The sequence below is a fragment of the Priestia sp. FSL H7-0729 genome (assembly GCF_038005685.1).
Classification (GTDB): domain Bacteria; phylum Bacillota; class Bacilli; order Paenibacillales; family Paenibacillaceae; genus Paenibacillus.
The window spans coordinates 149,890-171,796 of record NZ_JBBOTQ010000009.1 but is presented as its reverse complement, the minus strand read 5'-3'; the positions used below and the strand labels follow the sequence as shown (position 1 = coordinate 171,796).

At 48.0% G+C, this 21,907-nt stretch carries 11 protein-coding genes; all 11 read left to right on the top strand.

Features of this window, described 5'->3' with window-relative positions:
• Window positions 1-8 precede the first annotated feature (8 nt).
• Entirely contained in the window at window positions 9-9,116 is a 9,108-nt protein-coding gene (locus MHH93_RS20120; RefSeq protein ID WP_500055457.1) for an SDR family NAD(P)-dependent oxidoreductase, read from the top strand.
• 46 nt (window positions 9,117-9,162) lie between these two features.
• Entirely contained in the window at window positions 9,163-10,008 is an 846-nt protein-coding gene (locus MHH93_RS20115; protein WP_500055456.1) for a 3-hydroxyacyl-CoA dehydrogenase family protein, read from the top strand.
• A gap of 83 nt (window positions 10,009-10,091) precedes the next feature.
• Window positions 10,092-10,334 (top strand): acyl carrier protein, encoded by a 243-nt coding sequence (locus MHH93_RS20110; RefSeq protein ID WP_076212934.1) that lies wholly within the window; start codon window positions 10,092-10,094, stop codon window positions 10,332-10,334.
• 81 nt (window positions 10,335-10,415) lie between these two features.
• Complete coding sequence (locus MHH93_RS20105) at window positions 10,416-11,573, top strand: acyl-CoA dehydrogenase family protein (protein ID WP_500055503.1); 1,158 nt, start codon at window positions 10,416-10,418, stop codon at window positions 11,571-11,573.
• A complete protein-coding gene (locus MHH93_RS20100) occupies window positions 11,570-12,595 on the top strand; it encodes an HAD-IIIC family phosphatase (protein WP_440391914.1) in 1,026 nt (341 codons plus the stop codon). The genes MHH93_RS20105 and MHH93_RS20100 overlap by 4 nt, the downstream gene beginning before the upstream one ends.
• A gap of 30 nt (window positions 12,596-12,625) precedes the next feature.
• On the top strand, window positions 12,626-13,885 hold the full coding sequence (gene fabD, locus MHH93_RS20095) for an ACP S-malonyltransferase (protein WP_500055455.1): 1,260 nt from the start codon (window positions 12,626-12,628) through the stop codon (window positions 13,883-13,885).
• Between the two features lie 85 nt (window positions 13,886-13,970).
• The gene (locus MHH93_RS20090) at window positions 13,971-17,627 is read left to right on the top strand and encodes an amino acid adenylation domain-containing protein (RefSeq protein WP_500055454.1); all 3,657 of its coding nucleotides are present in this window, start codon (window positions 13,971-13,973) and stop codon (window positions 17,625-17,627) included.
• Window positions 17,628-17,897, top strand: coding sequence for an acyl carrier protein (locus MHH93_RS20085; RefSeq protein WP_500055453.1), 270 nt, complete (start codon window positions 17,628-17,630; stop codon window positions 17,895-17,897).
• A complete protein-coding gene (locus tag MHH93_RS20080) occupies window positions 17,884-18,357 on the top strand; it encodes a hypothetical protein (protein WP_500055452.1) in 474 nt (157 codons plus the stop codon). The genes MHH93_RS20085 and MHH93_RS20080 overlap by 14 nt, the downstream gene beginning before the upstream one ends.
• 11 nt (window positions 18,358-18,368) lie before the next feature.
• Window positions 18,369-20,114 (top strand): ABC transporter ATP-binding protein, encoded by a 1,746-nt coding sequence (locus tag MHH93_RS20075; RefSeq protein ID WP_500055451.1) that lies wholly within the window; start codon window positions 18,369-18,371, stop codon window positions 20,112-20,114.
• Window positions 20,111-21,877 (top strand): ABC transporter ATP-binding protein, encoded by a 1,767-nt coding sequence (locus MHH93_RS20070; RefSeq protein ID WP_500055450.1) that lies wholly within the window; start codon window positions 20,111-20,113, stop codon window positions 21,875-21,877. Before MHH93_RS20075 ends, MHH93_RS20070 begins: the two co-directional genes overlap by 4 nt.
• The last annotated feature ends 30 nt before the right edge of the window (window positions 21,878-21,907 follow it).

Sequence of the window (21,907 nt, the reverse complement as noted above, 5' to 3'; positions counted from 1 at the left end):
AGAACCTGATGAACCAAACAAGCCAGATGCTGAGAATCATTATTGAGAATGCAGCCGCGGGCAAAATTGATAAGCAGGTTGCTGCCCAATTGCTCAAAGGATTGAAATCGGAGGGGAAGCGGAGCGACTCTGAGGGAATCGCCATTGTTGGCATATCGGCCATGCTTCCGTCGGCGGATAATATCGATGAGTTTTGGGACAACATCCGTGATCGCTGTGATTCCATTGCCAACTTTCCGGAATCTCGTCGTCAAAATATTGATGCGTATCTCCGATATGCAGGCTATGGAGAGGACATCCAATACAGTGATGGTTCCTATCTAAAGGACATCGACCAATTTGATTACAAATTATTCCGTATTCCCCCGCGGGACGCGGCGCTAATGGATCCTTTTCAGAGGCTGTTCCTGCGAACAGCCTGGAGTGCTCTAGAGGATGCGGGATATGGTGGGAAAAGCCTGGCTGGCAGCCGGACAGGCGTATACCTGGGATTCGCCAGTAACATTAAGGATAGCTATTTGAGAATGATCCAGGACATTGATATTCAATTAACTTCGGATGCAGCTGTGGGCAATATTTCTGCCATGATGCCTGCACGAATCTCATACCTTCTGGATCTAAAAGGGCCTTCGATGGTAGTGGACACCGCCTGTTCTTCCTCATTGGTGGCCGTGCATCTCGCCTGCCAGTCCATTCGGAATGGTGACTGTGATATGGCACTTGCCGGTGGATTGCGTGTGAACCTGATGCCTCTGGATACGGAATATTACCGCGGGGGACTTGAAGCATCGGATGGACGAACCAGAGCTTTTGACCATTCATCGGATGGTGCTGGAATCAGCGAAGGGGTTGCTACGGTATTACTGAAGCCGTTGAGTAAAGCGCTCAAGGACAAAGACCAGATCTATGCGGTCATCAAAGGAAGTGCTATTAATCAGGACGGAGCTTCCATTGGAATTACCGCTCCGAATCCGGTGGCCCAGGCTGATGTCATATCTAGAGCGTGGGATCAGGCGGGAATTCACCCCGAGACCCTGTCCTATATTGAGACCCATGGAACGGGTACTAAGCTGGGAGATCCGCTGGAACTTGAAGGCTTGGAGCTTGCCTTTCAGAAGTACACGGATAAGAAACAGTTTTGTCCGATTGGTACTGTGAAATCGAATATGGGTCATCCCTATGAAGCAGCAGGTCTGGTAAGTCTGATCAAGGCGGCACTGGTTATCAAAAACCGTGAAATTCCGCCGTCACTTCATTTTGACAGGCCCAATGGACAAATCGATTTCAAGACATCGCCTGTGTATGTCAACACCAGGCTCCGCAAATGGGAAGGAAAAGAGTCTCCGATGCGCTGTGCGGTCAGCAGTTTTGGCTTTAGCGGAACGAACTGTCATCTGGTGTTGGAAGAAGCACCGGTTGCCACGGTTGTTGACTCTTCTCATGTGAAGGCAGGTCTGGTCGTGTTGTCCGCCAAGTCAGAGCCGGCGCTGCGGGAACTGGTCACATCATATAGCCGTTTTGTACAGGATAAACCGCCTGCATGCCATCTGCAGGATCTGTGTTATACCGCGAGTGTGGGCAGAGGACACTACAACTTCAGATTGGCTATAGTGGCAGAGAATCTCACCGATCTGGGACTGAAGCTGCAAGTGCTATCCTTGGCGGAGACGTGGAATGAACCTGAGTCGTGGTTCAGCTATGGGGAGCACAAGATTGTACCTGCCAGCAAATCACAACTTGAACCTGGTGACATGACAGAAGCGTCACGGAAGAAGCTCGATCGACGGGTACAGGAGATCACACAAGGGATCAACCTTTCCGAGTGGGATGATGAGGCAGGCGTGTCCGAACTAGGTTCGTTATACGTCCAAGGAGCTGATGTGGATTGGGTGGAACTGTACAAAGGTACGGGGGTTCGTAGGATCAGTCTACCCGTGTACCCTTTCGAATCTCATCGCTGCTGGATTGATCTCCCTGACGAATTGGTATCCAGTCGTATCGACAGAGGCGCGGCAGTGTCTGAACAACACACAGAAGACTTTCATTATACGATGCAATGGAGAGCTGCTGAGTGGAAGCGTACAGGCAGCGGGATCTCCGTTTTACCGGGAACGGTATTGTTGATTGAAGGCATATCTGGTGCAGCTGATTCTATAGCTCATGTGATTGCACGTACTGGTGTGAAAGTGATCCGGGCAGCACTGGGCTCTGCTTTTGCAGATTTGAGAGATAATCGATATACACTTGGTGATCAGGAGTCGGATTATGACCGTCTCTTCGCAAGCCTTCGGGGCAAGTCGGTGGATCACATCATTCATGTTGGCTGTTCTCTGGATACCGGGCAGTCGGGTATTCAAAGTTTGAATGAATTGCAGAGCAGTCAGCGCCGAGGTGTGTACAGTGTGTATTATTTGGTACGTGCTCTGATGAGAAGTGACTTTGCCGAGATTGCTGGTATGACACTGATAGCACAGAATGCTCACCATATTACGGGAGACGAATCCACTCAGCGGCCAGAACATGCGTCATACCTGAGTCTAAGCAAGGTACTGAACCGTGAGCATCCGTCCATTTCTTTCCGCTCCTTGGACGTCGATGCAGGTACTGCCGCAGATGCCTGGATCGAGGAAGCAATGGGGACAGAAGATCAGGGGGACTATCTGATCGCGTATCGTGGTGGACAACGTTACGTTGAAGAATTTACACGTGTGCAGGTTGCAGGAGATGCCCCATTAGTTGTACGCCCTCAGGGCGTGTACCTGATTACAGGTGGCGGCGGTGGTATTGGTCTGGAAACAGCGCGTTTCCTGACTTCCAAAGCTCCTGTGCGTCTGGCTCTGATCAATCGCACCCCGATACCGGAGCGTGTACATTGGGATAACCTGATGAATCAGCCCGGTCAAGCCAAGCTTCGCCGTTTCATTACAGCTGTTACGGAGCTGGAGGCCGCAGGTTCGGAAGTCTCCTGGTACAGTGCGGATGTGGCTGACCGGGAAGCGATGGATCGGGTAATTCGGGATATGCGTACACGTTATGGTGCTATTCATGGAATCATTCATGGGGCGGGTGTCGGTGGAGATCAACTTCTGGTGGATCGAAGTGAAGAACGATTCAGCGAAGTGCTGGCATCCAAAATATATGGTACCTGGAATCTGGACGAACTCACCCACAGTGACGATCTGGATTTCTTTGTGATGTATTCTTCTGTAGCGACGATGTTCAGTGGTGTAACGCAAGCAGACTACGTGGCGGCTAATGCTTACCTGGATGCCTTCGCCGATGAGCGTTCTTTAAGAGGAAAACGCACACTCACCGTGAATTGGACAACATGGAAAGAGACGGGCATGTCGGTGGATGCTGGTTTCACCGCAGATACCATCTTCAAAACAGTCCTTACGGTACAGGCCATACAGGGCTTGGAACAAGCCATGAACTCCTCCATTCGCAGGGTGCTGATCGGGCAACTGAACTTCAGTGGCGGCGGCGTTCGTTTGCTGGATAAAATGCAGGTTCGGTTGTCCGCAGAACTCAGTGGCAAAGTGGCTGAATATCTGCAAAGTGCTGCTTCCAAAACGAGGTCGACCAAGAAGGCTGGCAGTACTTCAAGCGGTGAAGTGAAATTATCAGGCAAGAGTGAGGGTGGATATACGGCTACTGAACGGCATGTTGCCAGCGTATGCAAAGAAGTTCTGGGATTTGACGAGATCGATATCTATGAGAACTTCTTCGAGCTTGGTGCTGATTCCATTCTGCTGTTGAAAATCCACGCAGGACTTTCCAAAAGATACCCCGGCGTCCTTGCCGTAACGGACTTGTTTGAATTTTCGACGATTCACAAGCTGGCGGAATATATTTTCAAGGAACATGGTGAATCGGAAGAAGAGACGGTTGCTGTACTGAGCGACATGGATGCTTCTGCAACCAGCGTAGAACAGACATCACCGGAAACTGAGAAGCAAGCAGAAATGTGTGCTCAAGATGAGCAGCATTCACGACAGACTGCTTCCGGACCATTGTCTGGGAATCTAGCCATTGTGGGGATGGCTCTGAATGTAGCTTCCACAACCGATGTATCCGAATTCTGGGAGCATATTCAAGGCAAGGTTGATCATATCCGTCCTCTCCCGGAACGACGACAGCAAGATCTGGACTGGTATTTGCAAAATACAAGACTGGACCTCCCGGAACTGGATTCCAAAGCGGGAGCTTTTATAGAAGACATTGACTTATTCGATTATTCATTCTTTAAATTATCACCGAAAGAAGCGAGTCTGACAGACCCGAATCAGCGTCTCTTCCTGGAGACCGTGTGGAGGGCCATTGAGGATGCGGGTTACGGCGGCGGGAAACTGGCCGGTTCGGATACCGGTGTCTATTTGGGGTATTCAACAAACACAGTTGATATGTACTCTCGTTTCATATATGAGACGGATTTGGGCGCTCTTCCGGATGCCGTGGTGGGTAACACACCATCGATCATTCCTGCTCGCATATCGTATTTGCTGAACTTGAAAGGGCCGAGCATGTTGGTGGATACGGCCTGTTCTTCGTCCCTTACAGCGGTGCACATTGCTTCGCGTGCCCTGCTAAGCGGAGAGTGCAGCATGGCCGCAGTAGGTGGAATCAAAATCTCAACCATGCCGATCACCAAAAAGAACGAAAACATGCTCCAAGGTCTGGAGTCTGGTGACGGAAAAACCCGAGCATTTGATGATGACTCTGATGGTGCCGGGCTTGGTGAAGGCATCGGAGTAGTCATGCTAAAAAGACTGGAGGATGCGCTGAGGGATGGGGATCAGGTATACGCTGTTCTCAAAGGCACTGCCATGAACCAAGATGGCAGTTCAGCCGGCATTACGGCTCCAAATCCAGCGGCTCAACAGGAAGTCATTACAAAGGCCTGGAAACAGGCAGGTATTCATCCTGAGACGATTACGTACATGGAAACGCATGGCACAGGAACCGCGCTGGGTGATCCGATTGAAATTAAAGGTATCCAAAATGCGTTCCGACAATTCACAGATCGACGTCAATTCTGTGCGGTCGGTTCCATTAAAACCAACCTGGGTCATACCTCTGAGGCAGCCGGTATGATCAGCCTGATCAAGGCGGCACTTGCCGTCAGGCATGGTGTGATTCCACCGAATCTTCATTTTAACCGTCCAAACCGAAATATTGATTTTCATGCTTCGCCTGTATATGTGAATACACGATTACGACCGTGGAAGGTGAAGGACGGACCTCGACGCTGTGGTGTCAGTGCATTTGGCATCAGCGGAACGAATTGTCATGTCATTCTGGAAGAACCACCAGTGATTACACCTGTATCTGCACCAGCACGTCCTCATTTGCTGGTATTGTCTGCTCGATCCGAAGAGGCACTTCAGCGGTTGGTTGCTGAATATGTTCGTCTGCTGGATCGGAACAACCAATATGAACTTCTAGATATGTGCAGTACTGCAAGCACAGGACGGGGACATTACCCGTTCCGGTTGTCACTTATGGTACGGGATACGGAAGGTTTGCTGAATACCTTGAGACAGCTGGAGAACAGATCATTCCAATCCATTGCACTGCCGGGAGTTGAGTTCGGTGAACACCGGACTGTTCCCAAGAGTAAGAAGGATCGGACAGCTGGTGAAATGACCGAATCGGAAAAAATGGGTCTGAGCCAATTAATGCGTTCGGCCATTCAGAGCTTTGTACAGAATGGACGCGAGTCGGAGTATTTGTTAAAGCAGATTGCCCATCTGTATGTACAGGGAGCAGATGCGGACTGGGAAGAACTGTACGCAGGTGAACATGCTCGCAAAGTCAGCTTGCCTGCATATCCGCTGGAACGGAAGCGCTGCTGGATCCATATTCCCGAACGTCCACAGCTGCGTGAGGTCTCTATAGAAGAGGCCGCTGCTCCACTGCATTATGCGGCTATGTGGAAAGAAATGAATCGAATATCAATGGATCAGTATGGAGGCAATACAGAGCCGGTTGTGATGTTGATGGACAGAAGTGGTATTGCCTCATCCGTAGCCGGGAAACTAGAAGCGGAAGGGCGCCTCGTGATCAAGGTTTACCGCGGAGAGTCCTATACCAATCAAGCCAATGCCGAATTTACCATTCGATCATGTGAAGAAGACTATGAACGGTTCATCCGAGCGGTAGAGCCTTATAAAGTCTCGCAGCTCCTTCATTTCTTTGCACTGGATCAGCATGCGGATGAAGGTACAATGATCGAATTGGAAGAGTCGCTTGATCACGGCGTGTATAGTCTGTTTTATCTGTCCAAAGCGATGTCCAAGGTTCATTTCAAACGACCAGTCGATCTGGTACTGGTGACATCTTGTACACAAAGCGTTACAGGCAGTGAGCCGTACATTCGTCCAGAGCACGCACCCATGGTTGGGCTTGGCAAGACCATCTGCCATGAGATGAATCAATTCCGCTGTCGAAGCATTGATATCGATGACGAGACACCGATGGAGCAATGGTTGCAGGAAATTCGTGATCCTGACACGTTATATCTTGCCGCTTATCGTAAGGGGCGTCGATATGTCCAGGAGCTGGGTGAAATCCCAATGTCCTTGCTGCCCGACCGACCGATACACATGCGCGAAGGTGGTGTGTACCTCATCACTGGAGGGACCGGCGGGATTGGACTGGAGACGGCGAGTGCATTATCTTTAGCGCCGGAGAAAATCAAACTTGTGTTGATGAATCGTTCACCATTTCCAGAACGGGCAACATGGGAAGATGTGCTGTCCTCAGGTGAGGAAACCAAGTTAACTGCTCAGATTGGGCGGATTAAAGAGATGGAAGCTCGGGGCACAGAAGTACATCTATACAGCGTAGATATTGCTGATCCCCTTCAGCTCGCATCGGTGCTAAGCAAGATCAGACAGCAGCTCGGTCCCGTGTCTGGTATCATTCACGGCGCTGGTGTGGCTGGCGAAGGTTTCCTGATGAACAAAGAACGTGAAGCCTTTGAACGTGTCATGCGGCCTAAAGTGCTAGGGACATGGAGTTTGGATCAACTGACACGTGCGGACCAACCGGATTTCTTTGTCATGTTCTCCACGGCTACAACGTTCTTTAGTGAACCTGGACAAGGAGACTATACTGCTGCCAATGCCTATATGGATTCGTTTGCGGCTCATCGCAGGCAGGCAGGTCTATCCACCCTTGCCGTGAACTGGACCGCGTGGAAAGAGACCGGCATGGCCCGGGATTTTCATGCCAATTCAGATGGGGGATTCAAGGTGATCACGACGGCCAGAGGTATACAGGGTTTGCAAGAAGCCATGAGCAAAGATGTAACCCAGGTTCTGATCGGGGAACTTAACCGGGAGGGAATCTATCAGCATGTCTCTGATGACATGCCGCTCATGCTGTTCTCTTCTGACATTAGCGAGGCTATTGAAACCGGACGCAAGGGGAATGCCAGTCGTGCACAGGAAGAATCGGGCGACATGAAGTTGTTGGGCAGGACAGATGAAGATTATTCCGTCATTGAGAGCGCCTTAGGTCGATTATGGAGTAAGTCACTTGGGGTCAATGAACTCAGTATTTATGATGATTTCTATGAGCTGGGTGGAGACTCCATCCTGGGTCTCAAGATCGCCAATGGTCTCACCAAAGAGTTATCAATCCTTGTGAATACAGCAGAGATCCTGATGTATCCAACCATTGCGGAATCGGCTGCTTATCTGGAAGAGTCTTATGGTCTCTCCATCAGCGGAGATTCCGAGGGAGCACTGCCTGTACTGACTCGCGTGGAGCCGCAACCGTATTACCCGGTTTCTTCTGCGCAGAAGAGATTCGTCGTTCTGGACCGGCTGGAGGGTCAAAATACCAATGCAAACATCCCAAGAGCCTCCATCATGGAGGGAGATTTTGAGCACGGAGCATTTGAAGAGATCATTCGCAAGCTGATTCAACGTCATGAATCTTTCCGGACTTCGTTTGAATTTCTGGACGGAATTCCTTATCAGAAGGTGTGGGATCAGGTCGACTTCAACGTCGGTTACTCGGAGTCCACTCGGGAACAACTCACCGAGAAGCTCCTTGGTTTCGTGAAACCTTTTGAGCTGGATCAGGCGCCTTTATTCCGCTTTGAGGTGGTTAAGCTTGGTGACCGTGTACATGCCGTATTTTTTGACATGCACCACATTATTACGGATGGCATGTCGATGGACATCATTATGCAGGAGATCATCGATCTGTATGAAGGGCGTGAGCTGAAACCACTCACCATCCAGTACAAAGATTATGCGGTGTGGCATAATGCCTTGCTCTCTTCCGGTGCTCTGCTCAAACAGGAAGAGTATTGGCTCAACCTGTACAAGGATTCTATCCCGCAGCTCAAATTGCCTACCGATTATCCTCGTCCGTTGGCTAATGAATTCGAAGGAGATCAGGTTGTGTTTATCGGCAATGAAACATTAACTATGGATCTGGAACGGATGGCTGCCAAGACAGGAACAACCTTGTTTATGTTGCTGCTTGCAGCGTACAACGTGCTGCTGGCCAAATATGCTGATCAGGATGATATCGTTGTGGGCTCTCCCATTGCGGGCAGATCTCACGCCGATCTGGAGGATGTTGTTGGTGTGTTTATTAACATCATCACGATTCGTACCAAACCACAATCCGGGAAAACATTCCTGGAACTGCTGGCTGAAGTTAGGGAAGTTGCCTTGAAATCTTATGAGAATCAACAGTTTCAGTTCGAGGATCTGGTGCGGAAACTTAACCTGAACAGAGACAGACACCGCAATCCTTTATTTGATGCGATGTTTGCACTTCAGAATGTAGGTACAGTGGACGTAACAGTGGGCAAATTCACCACAACCCCGTATGAGTTTGGAGCTGCGGAGAGCCGTTATGACGTGTATCTCGAAATCATCGAGAAACATGACAAGCTGCGATTTAATCTGGAGTATCGGACCAAGCTCTTCAAACGGGAAACGGCGGAGAAGATGCTTCAGGATTATGTAGCGCTACTGCAACAGTTATTGCTTCATCCGGAACAGAAGCTGGGCGAGATTGAACTGGAAAGCAGCAAGCATATGCTGGTTTCTTACGATTCAGCCGCAGAAGATCTTGATTTTAATTTCTGAACAGGGAGAGAGTGGCTTCTCCCCACAAACAGGAGGAACAGGGACGATGAAGAAGATCGGGGTAATTGGAGCAGGGGTAATGGGCCGCGGTGTAGCCCAGAGTTTTGCACAGACAGGTCATGAGGTTGTCTTGGTGGACATCAAGGATGAAGTGCTGGAGATCGCCGGAGAAGAGATCTATAACAATATCCGAATGCTGAAGCTATTCAAGAAAGTGGAGGGACTGGAAGACCCGGAGATCATTATGGAGCGCATTCATATGACGACGGAACTGGAGATGCTTCGTGAAGCGGATATCATTGTTGAAAATGTGAATGAACAGTGGGACATCAAAAAGGAAGTGTACGGCCGGATCGATCCGATCTGTCATGAGGCATGCATATTTCTGGTGAACACTTCGTGTATCTCGATTACCAAAATTGCCGCTTTAACCAAACGGCCTGATCGGGTCATTGGTACTCATTTTATGAATCCGGTTCCCTTGAAATCAGCTGTTGAAGTGATCAAAGGGATGCATACCTCGGAACGTACCATCGAAGAAGTAACTGAACTATTGTCATCGATCGGTAAAGAGACGATTCTGGTCAACGACTATCCCGGATTTGTATCCAACCGGATTTCCCATCTGTTTATGAATGAAGCTGCTTTTGTTCTCCAGGATCAGGTGGCTACCGCACGTGAGGTGGATGATATTTTTGTTAAATGTTATGGCCACACGATGGGGCCTTTGGAGACTGCGGATTTAATCGGCTTGGATACCGTTGTGGATTCGCTTGATGTGCTGTATGAGAGCTACCAGGACCCCAAATTCCGTTGTTGTCCTTTACTGAGAAAGATGGTGTACGCCGGACAGACCGGAAGAAAATCAGGGGAAGGTTTCTATAGTTACTAATCAACGGCATGAATAATTCATGGCATAAACATGCTTTATTGCTTACTCAAAATCATTTTAATGAGAGAAAGGGAGTTATACACATGGAAGAAGTTAAAGGTAGAGTTCGCAAGTTTTTGGGTCGTTTTTTCAAAAAGCATGAGCTTCAGGACGACGAGGATATTTTTGCCCTTGGTTTTGTGAATTCGTTGTTTGCGATGCAACTCGTTATGTTTCTGGAGAAGGAATTCTCCATTCGGGTCGACAATAAAGATCTGGATTTGCAGAACTTCAAGTCCATTAATGCCATCGTTGAGCTTATTGAGAGCAAGACGGTCAGTTCCTAAGAAGCCGCCGATTCTCTTCCCAGTACAGTGTGAAAAATGTGCATTCATCCGGTCCCATTATAGGAGGTTAACGTGTTGAAAATGGAATTGAGCGAACAGCAGCTCCAATGCAAGCAGGATGCTGCATCATTTACCAATCAATATATCGTCCCGTATGCAGGTTTGCACGATAGAGAAGAACGGCTTCATCCCGAGGCGATCGAATCGCTGAAATCCTCGGGGTATCTGGGTTCTATGATTCCTCGGGAATATGGAGGCATGGGGCTTGATCCGATATCGGTTGGGGTGCTGAATGAGGAGATCGGAAGAGGATGCTCGTCCGTACGAAGTCTGCTTACGGTTCACGGTATGGTTGCCATAGCCATTCAGAAGTTTGGTTCTGAAGAAATGCGTTCCTATTGGTTGCCACGCCTGGCCTCGGGTGAAGTCATTGGAGCCTTTGGTCTGAGCGAACCCGGAATCGGTAGTGATGCCAAAAGCATCGAGACTGTAGCCGAATTCAATGGCGAAGGATATCGGTTGAACGGGAAGAAAAAGTGGATCACGATGGGTCAGCTTGCTGACCTATTTCTTGTCTTTGCCCAAGTGAATGATAAACCAACTGCGTTCCTGGTGGAACGGAACAACCCGGGATTGAAGATACAGCCAATCAACGGGATGTTGGGGGTTAAAGGTTCGATGCTGGCGGAACTGCATCTGGAGCAGGTAAACGTTGAATCCGATCGTATGGTGGGAAGCCCAGGTATAGGTGTGTCTATGGTAGCTTTGCATTGCTTGGATTATGGTCGCTACACCGTCGCTTGGGGCTGTGTTGGACTGGGACAAGCCTGCCTGGATGCTTCGCTGAGTTATGCAGGCAGCCGCCGTCAGTTCGGAGCCCTCTTGCAGGAGAATCAGTTAATTCAGAAAATGCTGACGGAGATCATTGTGGATGTGAAAGCGGCGCGGCTTTTATGTTATCAATCCGGATATCTGAAAGAAGTGATGGACCCGGATTCCATTATGGAAACCTGGACGGCGAAATACTATGCGGCAGATATGGTCAACAAGGTAGCGCACCGTGCGGTACAGATTCATGGAGCCAAGGGCTGTAGTGCGGAGTATCCGGTGGAGCGATTCTACCGGGATGCTCGTGTGAATGAGATTATCGAGGGCACCACACAAATGCATGAGATGGTTATTGCTTCATATGCTGCGAGTACCCATGAATCCGTACAAGAGGAGGCTGTTCTGTCATGAAAAAAATAAAATGTGTGATCTGGGACTTGGACCATACCATTTGGAACGGAATTTTGCTGGAGGATGAACAGGTCACGCTTAAAGAAAATATTGTGGAAGTTATCCGTACGCTGGATGAACGAGGAATTCTGCAATCGATTGCCAGTCGTAACGATCATGAACTGGCGATGGCCAAGTTGGAAGAATTCGGTCTGCGTGAATATTTCATCTATCCACAAATCAATTGGAATGCCAAATCCCGATCGGTGAAAACCATCGTGGAATCCATCAATATCGGAATGGACACGATTGCCTTTATCGATGATCAGCCTTTCGAACGTGAGGAAGTATTATTCACTCACCCCGACGTCCTCTGTATCGACGCGATGGCCTATCTTGAATTAACGGATATGGATGAGATGAAGCCACGTTTCATTACCGAGGATTCTGCATTACGCAGAAAGATGTATATGAATGATATTGCCCGCAATGAGAAGGAGGAGGAGTTCGAAGGTACTCAGGATGAATTCCTGGCCTCCCTTGGCATGATCTTCACGATCTCTGAAGTGAAGGAAGGGGATCTACAGCGTGCAGAAGAACTGACGGTCAGAACACATCAACTGAATGCCACAGGGTATACCTACTCTTACGAGGAACTCGATCAATTCCGGTATTCTCCACGCCACAAACTGCTGATTGCAGGACTGGAGGACAAGTACGGTACGTATGGCAAAATCGGCTTGGCGCTGCTCGAATTAAATGACGAAGTGTGGACACTGAAACTGCTACTGGTGTCCTGCCGCGTCATGTCCAGAGGAGCAGGAACATTGCTGCTGCATCATGTGATGCGCATGGCTAAGGAAGCGAATGTCCGTTTGCAGGCCGAGTTTGTATCAACGGATCGCAACCGTACGATGATGATCACTTACAAGTTTGCCGGATTCCGTGAGATTGAGCAGAACGGAGATTTTTATTTGTTTGAGAGTGATCTTAGCATGATCCAGGATCAGCCTGCGTATGTGTCCATGGAAGTTATCGCGTAAACCCAATCTAAGAGGCGAGGTGTGTAATCAATGGAAAAAATAGCATTTCTGTTTCCAGGGCAAGGTTCTCAATATGTAGGCATGATGAAAAACTTCTATGATCAGTACGAGATTGCAAGACAAACGTATGAAGAGGCCAACCATATTCTGGGCTTTGATTTGGCCAAATTGAGTTTTGAAGGCAGCCTGTTTGATCTGAACAAACCTTCCAATATGCAGCCGGCATTGTTGACAGCGAGTGTGGTTGCCTATCGTGTCTACATGGAGGAGATCGGGATCAACCCGCAATTCTGCGCTGGCCACAGCCTGGGTGAATATGCAGCTCTAGCGTGCTCCGGTGCTATGACATTCGGTGATGCTGTGCGGATCACCAAGCGACGCGGGGAATTGACGGAACTTATCGCAGATGAAGCAGATGGAGCCATGACTATCATTGATGGTGCCGATGAGGAGATGATCCGCAGAGCCTGCGAGCAAGTGTCAACCGATACAGCTTGGTCTGCGATATCCTGTTACAATGCTTCGAGCCAGTATGCCATATCCGGTCATCAGGATTCGATTGAACAAGTGGAATCCATCCTGCTGGATCAAGATGCACAGACGACCCCGTTGATGATGAGTGCGCCGTTCCATAGCGGCTTGATGGAGTCGGCTGGTGAACAGCTTGGGGTGGAACTTGCCAATTATCGTTTCCATCCATTCAAGTGGCCTGTCGTATCCAATGTGACCGCTACGCCGTACACCGAAGCCGGGCGAATTACGGGACTGCTCCAGAGGCAGTTGTCCCAGCCGGTCAAATGGGCACAGACGATGCAATATCTCAAGAAGCATGGCGTTACGCTGACGATTGAACTTGGACCCAAAAATGTCCTGAGCGGACTGGTAGAACTGGATAAGCTCGGTATGAAATCTTTTGCCTACGGACAGAAAGAGGATCGCAAAGCACTGAAAGAGCTGCTGGATAAGGCTGTTGTATCCAGACCGAGACCAACGGTAGTAACCAAATGTATGGCCGCGGCTGTAGCTACACCTAATCGGAATTGGGATCAGGAGGAATATCAAAAAGGAGTCGTTGAGCCCTATAAACAGATTCAACAGCTTCAAGAGGAGCTTGAAGCGGCGAATCAGGCACCCACTACGGAGCAGATGAAACTGTCGTTGGAATGGCTGGGAACCATATTCGAAACCAAACAAGTAGAGCAGGAAGAGCGGGATGACTGGTTCCATCAGATTTTGGACGAGACGGGACAGTATTATTTGTGGAATGACCTGAAAGTTCCTACGGCATAAACAAGCACGTGTACAACAATCAACCGGCATGACAGGTGAGATCAACACTTGTTGTGCCGGTTTACTATGTATTCGGGGTGAGATCATGGATATCCATCTACTTAATGTTATGATGTCGAGTGATAAATTTAAGGAAGAACGAGCGTATTGGCAGAAACAACTAGATGGCGATATTCATATTGGAACGTTGTTTGATGGAATACTGCAACCTTTGATACAGACGGAAGAACCCAACGTACAGGTCCTTTCCTTATCCTTTCCAGATGAACTGTCCGCAAGATTGATCCGCATGAGTGGGGGATCAAATTTGGCGTTGTATATATTGCTCTTATCGGGATTTCAACATCTGTTATATCGTTATGATGGACATCAAGATAGGTTGCTGGGTATGCCCCTGACTCCAGAACAAGTCGAAGATTTTCGAAGTTCCCACCTGCTCGCAATTCGTGGAAAAGTAGACGAGGCAGCATCGTTCAGACAATTGGTATTACATACCAAATCTGAGGTCATGTCCGCCCGAACGTACTGGCATTTTCCTTACGATAAGATGGCAGAGAAGCTGGGGCGGCTTCCCGAGGAGTGCGAGTTGAAGACGGTTTTGTATATGAAAGGAATCCATGAGGAGCCTATTCTGGATGAAGGGACCCATTGTTCACTGGCGTTTGACCGGGTAGATCAAAGACTTCACATGACCCTCCGATATGGTGCCATATCTCTTGAACCCAGCCAACCTGAGCGTTTATGTTCCCACTACATACGATTGCTGGAACAGACAACGGCCTTTCCAGATCAACCGCTGTCCATGAGTCAGCTCCTTTCTCTGGAAGAGGAGAATGAAATCATGGAAAGGTGGAACAGGAGTCCACGTTTGTTCCTGCCGGAGGCACGTTCTGTCTGTGCTCTATTTCTTGAACAAGTCAACAGAACACCCAACCAGACTGCGGTTATAGAGGGAGAGCGCCAGATTTCGTATCAGTCCCTGGAGCAGCAATCCAATCAGCTTGCCCGTCTTCTGATTGCTTCCGGGGTGACTGCGGAGAGTCCAGTCCCCGTTATGATGGCAGGCTCCATGGAGTTAATCATTACGATTCTGGCGGTGTTCAAAGCAGGAGGGACCTATATTCCTCTTCACCCTGAATATCCCATGGAGCGTATACGCCATATTTTAATGGAATCGGATGCTCGTATTTTTCTTACGGGATTGTTGGAAACGGATGTACATCGAGCTTTAGAGGAGATGACATTGGCTATGCCTTCAGGCTCAGGCATAGAAATGATGAAGCTGGATGCTGCCCCATGGAGAACAGAAGATGGAAGTGGTTTAAGTTTCGTACCCGATATGAATGGTCTAGCCTACATTCTGTATACGTCCGGCTCAACGGGTGAGCCCAAAGGGGTCGGAGTAGAGCAACGCAACTTGAGTGCATACGTGAACGCTTTTCAAGCCGAGTTTCAACTCCATTCAACAGACAAGGTGCTTCAACAAGCTGCGAGTACCTTTGATACTTATATGGAAGAAGTGTTTCCTGCATTAACTGTCGGGGCAACCCTGGTTGTGGTTCAACGGGAACAACTGCTGGATATCCACGGACTGGTGCAGTTGCTGGACAGACACAAGATCACCCTTGTCAGTACTACACCTCATATCCTGAGGGAACTTAACCGGATGCCTAATCTTGCAAGTGTTCGCACCATTATCAGCGGTGGGGATGTATTGAAGATGGCGGATATTGGACATCTGCTCACCTATACGAATGTATACAATACGTACGGCCCCACCGAGACGACGGTATGTGCACTTTATGAGAAGCTATCATCAGAGACTGTTGATCCGATTCCAGTGGGGCGCCCTATTCAAGGGTATTTTGTATACATTGGAGATCGTCATGGACGAATGTTGCCTGTAGGCGTACCCGGAGAAATATGTATTTCAGGCAACGGGGTGTCTCGGGGGTATATGGGATTGCAGGAATTAACGGATCAAAAGTTTATGGAGTCACCGTTCGTTGAAGGAGAGCGGATATTTCGCACAGGGGATATAGGAATGTGGACAGCGGAAGGCCGCGTGCTGTTTCTGGGAAGAATGGACAAGCAGGTTAAGGTCAGGGGCCATCGGATTGAATTGGCAGAAGTAGAGCGTCATCTGAACCGTTACGGTCCGATTGGCGAATGTGTTGTACTGACGACCGGGGCCGAAGGTGAGAAGATACTCACCGCTTATATTGTGGCCGATACGGAACTGTATGTCATGGATATTCGCCAATATCTGATGTCATTGTTGCCCGAATATATGCTGCCTTCAAGATATATTCAAATATCACATATGCCGCGAACGGTCCACGGGAAGATAGACACACGAGAGTTATTGAACCAGAGGCAGTCCTTACATTTTGGAATGAACTATGCACCGCCCACGAGTGAGCTGGAGCATCAACTGGTGCAAATTTGGCGCACATTACTGGAGATGGAACGAATCGGTATTGACGATGACTTCTTTCAGCTCGGCGGGCACTCCCTGCTTGTGATCCGAATGGAGGTTAAACTGGAGAATCTCGGTATTCGGGTTCTGCCTTCCATTTTGTATGACAATCCCACCATAAGGATGCTTGCAGCGGTTCTGAAAGAGAATCCCGAGCTTAACGATTCATATGAAAGTGAAAATAACGGACAGGCATCTGGCATGGTAAAGGTTAATAAGACGTCATCATCATTGGGTATGAAGCATTCACAGCTAATCCATTCCGGTGGATATCAACCTTTTAACGAAGTCTTTTTCAAATTATGTTTCTATAATTCTCTATTTCCCATTGTGTTGCAACAGAACAAAAGTATACATCCGTTTTTCATCCATCATGTGGATGAGTATCGATGGTCTGAGAATAAGCAATTTCTTGTGAATGGTTTCTTCTCCTGTCGCAAGGATACAGACATTCTGGACGATCTGGGCATTGGTTATGAAATGGTAAAAGCTAGCGAGGACATTATACAGGATGTCAGTCGGGCGGTTCTGAACGCGGAACCGGTTATTGTCTGGGTTGACGTCTATTACACATCCATACGCAAGGATACGTATCTCAAAAAGCATATTCCACATACCTGGCTTGTATACGGTGCTGATCCGATCAACCAGACGTTTACCGTGATGGAGCATAAGCATCATGATAACTTGTCGTATGAAGAACGAATTGTTAGTTACCAGGATCTGACGGATAGCTATCATGGTTATATCGAGCATTTTAATATGGAGAATTACACCTTCTATACGTTCTACAATAAGTATTATCCGGTGATACATCAAAGAGATTCCAGTTCGAAACAGTTGGAGGCTTACTGGAAGATCTATGTGGATCATATTGAAGAGCAACAGGAGCGGGTGGAGAACAGTCTGGCAAGACTGGAGGAAAGTGTGCCGCAGTTTGAGGCCGTTGTTCAGGATCAACATGTGGTGTCTTCCATAGCTGAGGATTGGGTCATTTCGCTTCATAAATTGATTAGTGCCAAAAAGGCCGAGGTGTATCGTTGTGCCAATTTAACTGGCGCGGATTCCAGATTGACACATATTCGTGAACGTATTGTCATGGGGTGGAGTGACATTCGTGCAGTGCTGGCCAAGTATGTGCTTACTTCTTCATATAAACCAACATCGTTTCATAAACTCCCTGAGATATACAGAAATATAAGTGTGCTGGAACGGGAGTATTACGATGAATTGGTTAAATCTCACATGATGGGGAGGATCTGAATGAGTGAAATCATGACATTGGAGACTCAAATAATACAGGTTATCGACAAGGTTATGGAGTATGGAACGGATATTCAGATGCATCAAACCTGGGGGGAACTTGGTACGAATTCACTCGATTACATTAAAATTGTGGTGGAGATGGAGAAAGTATTCAACATTGAGATAGACGATGACCAATTGGCATATGTGCAAACCGACACCATAGCCGATTTCAGGGACTACCTGGTCAGCCTCATTGAAGGGGATTCGGAACATGAGCCGGACTAAACGAATAGGACAGATCTGGTTTCGGCTTTCTATTCAATTACCTGTGGCTGCACTTGTCATTATTGGATTAACTGTGACCGCATTAGTGACGTTAGCCATGCAATTCCATACGACCTCCTATCTGCGCAGTGAGACGGCAACGGTAACGGCAGGGTCTGAATCTCTGCAAGGGGAAGATATCAAAGTACACATTATAGCTGAATTTACAGAAGAACCTGTTACGGGGTTTCAGAAGGGCGACTCCTTGATCTGGTACACAGAGGAACAGGGTAAACGTTACGCTGCCCAGATCCTTGAGGTTAGCCAGGACCCCACATCATCTACGACTCGAATTACAGCTGAAGGTGTATGGAATGAGGAGCTGGCGGAGCGGATGAAGTTATCCCATACAACTGAGTTCCCGATTGTTACCGAGGTACAATCCCAGAGCCAGACCGTACTTGAGAGCTGGATATCCTAGAGGAGGATGGCATGGAGAATATTTCACTGAGCAAACGAATCCGTACATTCGCCAAACCCTACCGAATCAGCTTGATTACCATGTTGTTCTGCGAGCTAATCATGGTGGTGGTGGATCTGATTGGACCGCTTATTTTTGCCATCTTGATCGACGAAGTATTCTATCACCGTAATCTTCATTTCTTCGGCTATGTTATTTTGACTTATATTGCTTTGTATGTAGGTGTAAGGGCTCTAAGTTGGATCATTAAATCCATCTGGATTTATCTGAATGTTAAATTCCTATTTGATATTCGAAAAAGTTTATTTGATCGCATTCTTCATTTTAAAGCATCTTATTTTCAAAAAGCCCAGACCGGTGATCTGGTCACACGTCTAACAAGAGACACGGATTCTGTCATGCAGTTAATAGAGTTAATCATTTTTCAGATGGCGGCTCCATTCACGAAATTGCTGGTTTCGTTTGTTTTTTTATTTTATCTCAATCCGTATATCGCCCTGGCCATGATGGTGCTGGTTCCGGTTTCGGTCTGGGTATCACAGTATTTTAATCGTAAGATGACCAAGCAGCAGACCATTTTGCGTGGGAAATACGGCCATTTTGTCAGCTGGATGCTGGAGATGCTTCAAGGCATGAGAGATATTCGTTTGTTGGGGAGTGGCAGAAGGGTGACTACACTGTTCACGGGACAGAGCGCAGACGTTATTCGTCTCGACAATCAGACAGAAGTCATGAAATGGATGTCTACTCGCTCCAATGCATTTATTTTTTTGTTATCGGATCTGTGTATCTATGCCATTGCGGGTGTGCTTATTGTTCAGGGACAGCTTACGGCAGGAGCCTTTGTTGCCATCATGTCGTATCTGACCAAGAATAATCAATCCATGATGATGATTTACGAGGCGGTCGTGAATCTGCCCAAGCTGACGGTCCAGTCCCGCAAAGTCTTTGATCTTCTGGATGAAGAAACGGAGAGGAGCGGTGGTCAATCGGAAGTTGAGATGGAAAATGGGGAGACGTCATTCGAGCAAGTGAGATTTCGATATGAGGAACAGGGTCCCTACGTGCTGGACGGTCTCACGTTGGAGATCGGTGCCCATGAATCTGTTGCGCTTGTAGGTAAGAGTGGCTCGGGCAAAACAACGATTGTGAACATGCTGCTCGGTTTTTATGCCCCGGAGGAAGGGCAGATTCGAATTGGCGGCAGGCCCATCGATGACTATTCTCTGTCTCGACTGCGCAAGAGAGTAGGCATTGTGCAGCAGGAAGCCATTCTATTCCATGAAACCATCCGTTACAATCTGATGCTTGGTAGCGCCCACGCGGATGATGAACAATTGCTGGAGGCATGTGATCAGGCCTATATTGGAGACTTTATTCGTTCTCTTCCTCAGGGTCTGGACACCGTTATTGGCGCAGGAGGAATGGAGTTCTCCGGTGGACAAAAGCAGCGTCTGTCTATTGCTCGCATTTTTCTGAAGCAACCCAAATTAATTATATTCGACGAAGCCACTTCCGCTTTGGACTATGAAGCTGAACAAGCGGTCCAGCATTCCTGGCAGCAATTGAGCAAGGATCGTGCTTCGATTGTCATCGCCCATCGCTTATCCTCCATCCTGAATGCTGATCGGGTTGCTGTTGTACATCAGGGACGCATTGTGGCTACAGGCACGCATGGATATCTGCTGGAGAATAGTGAGCACTACCGCGAGTTATTTGCAGAAGATTTCATCCGGAAGGAGGGACTGATGTCGTGACAAAGACACCGTCAACTTCCCGGTATGCACTCTTTAAACAGATTAAGCCGTTTATCAAAAATGCGAACCGTCAAATCTTCATTCTAGGTACACTGAAATTGGCCTTGACTGCTATTGCGCTCATGATCCCTTATCTGTACAAGCTACTCATTGATCATGTCATGGTTGGACGGGAGCTTGGAATGTTACCCTATATCCTTGCCGGATACCTGGGCTTATTTGCGTTGGAGACAACCGCTCTGGGTTTACAAACGCTGTTCAGTAACCGGTTATTAGGTCGGACCAAGCTCGATTTACAGCTGAACATGTGGAAAAGACTAGTGCGCATGAAGCCAACTTTATATGAGCGCTATAGTGCGGGAGATCTGAAGAATAGGCTGGATGGAGACGTCACACTGGTCAAAGACTTTATCTTTTTGCATTTGATTGATTATACGTTCAAATGGATCAGCGTAGGGGCGTATGTGGTTATTCTGTTATCGCTGAATTGGAAGATGGCTTTGCTGGGTTTTATTATGCTTCCCATTTCCTTTGTCATCAGTTCCCGATTGGGCAAAAAGGCCAAAGTACTGGTCTCTGAATTCCGCCAGACTACCGGAGAATATGAGACATGGATATCGAACAGCTTCAGACACTGGAAGGAAATCAAGGCACTGAATATGCAGCGCAAAGAATCCATCAAGTTTGTGGGATATTGGAAACGTTTTGGCAAAATCAAATTCCGACATCTGGCATATACGTATGCCAATGAGCTGTACTACACCTTTCAGGATGACTTTATTAATAAGATGAATCTTTATTTTATCGGCGGGTTGCTGATTTTTCAGGGAGAATTAACAATCGGGGGACTGCTTGTTTTTCTGACATACTATCAACAGATGATTAACAACATTAATGAAATTAATGCCTCCAATGTTCAACTTCATGATGTGACACCTTCCATTGAACGGATCGTTGAATTGCTGGAACTTCCCGTTGTGTCACAGAGAAAGCTCGGACTACAGCCAGCGTTCCAAGGGCATCTCGAATTCAAGAATGTCTCCTTTCGTTATCAGGAGAATCAAAGTGATGTCTTGCATGAGATTAATCTGAACATCCAGCCTGGTGATTACACAGCGATCGTAGGTAGAAGTGGTTCGGGTAAGAGCACGTTAATCAAACTTATTCTAGGGCAGAATGAGACACAGCAAGGGGCTATTCTCGTTGACGGACAGCCCATTGGTGACTTGGGATCAGAATACCTTTATCAACATATTGGAGTGGTTATGCAGGAGAATGCTTTGTTCAGTATGTCCATCATGGATAATCTCAGACTCGTACAGCCACGGGCTACAGAAGAAGAGATACGAGAGGTTTGCCGCATGGCTTTGCTGGATGATTTCATTGAAGAGTTACCTGACAAGTACAATACGGTTCTGGGTGAGTCAAGTATTAAGCTGTCCGGAGGCCAGAAGCAGCGTTTGGCGCTTGCGAGGGTGCTGTTAACAAGACCCCGAATGCTTATTCTGGATGAAGCAACCTCTGCTCTGGATAATGACTCGGAACGGAAAATAAATGAGGTGATCCGCAGGATCGCACAGCATATGACGGTGCTTGTGATCGCCCACAGGTATTCAGCTATTCAGGATGCCGAGCAAGTCATTGTGCTTGATCAGGGAGAGATTGTTGCTACGGGCACTCATCTGGAACTGGCCGGGCAGCATGAGGTGTATGACACGTTGTTCAAGGAGCAGCGGCAAGGTGTCGGGTCAACGGTCAACTGACGTAAATAGAATGATTCTAGGAGGTTCATG

What these genes read in the sequence shown, in the direction of transcription:
- MHH93_RS20110 (WP_076212934.1), top strand. Translation starts at nt 10,092, where the DNA reads ATGGAAGAAGTTAAAGGTAGAGTTCGCAAGTTTTTGGGTCGTTTTTTC.
- MHH93_RS20100 (WP_440391914.1), top strand. Translation starts at nt 11,570, where the DNA reads ATGAAAAAAATAAAATGTGTGATCTGGGACTTGGACCATACCATTTGG.
- MHH93_RS20105 (WP_500055503.1), top strand. Translation starts at nt 10,416, where the DNA reads ATGGAATTGAGCGAACAGCAGCTCCAATGCAAGCAGGATGCTGCATCA.
- MHH93_RS20120 (WP_500055457.1), top strand. Translation starts at nt 9, where the DNA reads ATGAACCAAACAAGCCAGATGCTGAGAATCATTATTGAGAATGCAGCC.
- MHH93_RS20075 (WP_500055451.1), top strand. Translation starts at nt 18,369, where the DNA reads ATGGAGAATATTTCACTGAGCAAACGAATCCGTACATTCGCCAAACCC.
- MHH93_RS20115 (WP_500055456.1), top strand. Translation starts at nt 9,163, where the DNA reads ATGAAGAAGATCGGGGTAATTGGAGCAGGGGTAATGGGCCGCGGTGTA.
- MHH93_RS20080 (WP_500055452.1), top strand. Translation starts at nt 17,884, where the DNA reads ATGAGCCGGACTAAACGAATAGGACAGATCTGGTTTCGGCTTTCTATT.
- MHH93_RS20090 (WP_500055454.1), top strand. Translation starts at nt 13,971, where the DNA reads ATGGATATCCATCTACTTAATGTTATGATGTCGAGTGATAAATTTAAG.
- fabD (WP_500055455.1), top strand. Translation starts at nt 12,626, where the DNA reads ATGGAAAAAATAGCATTTCTGTTTCCAGGGCAAGGTTCTCAATATGTA.
- MHH93_RS20085 (WP_500055453.1), top strand. Translation starts at nt 17,628, where the DNA reads ATGAGTGAAATCATGACATTGGAGACTCAAATAATACAGGTTATCGAC.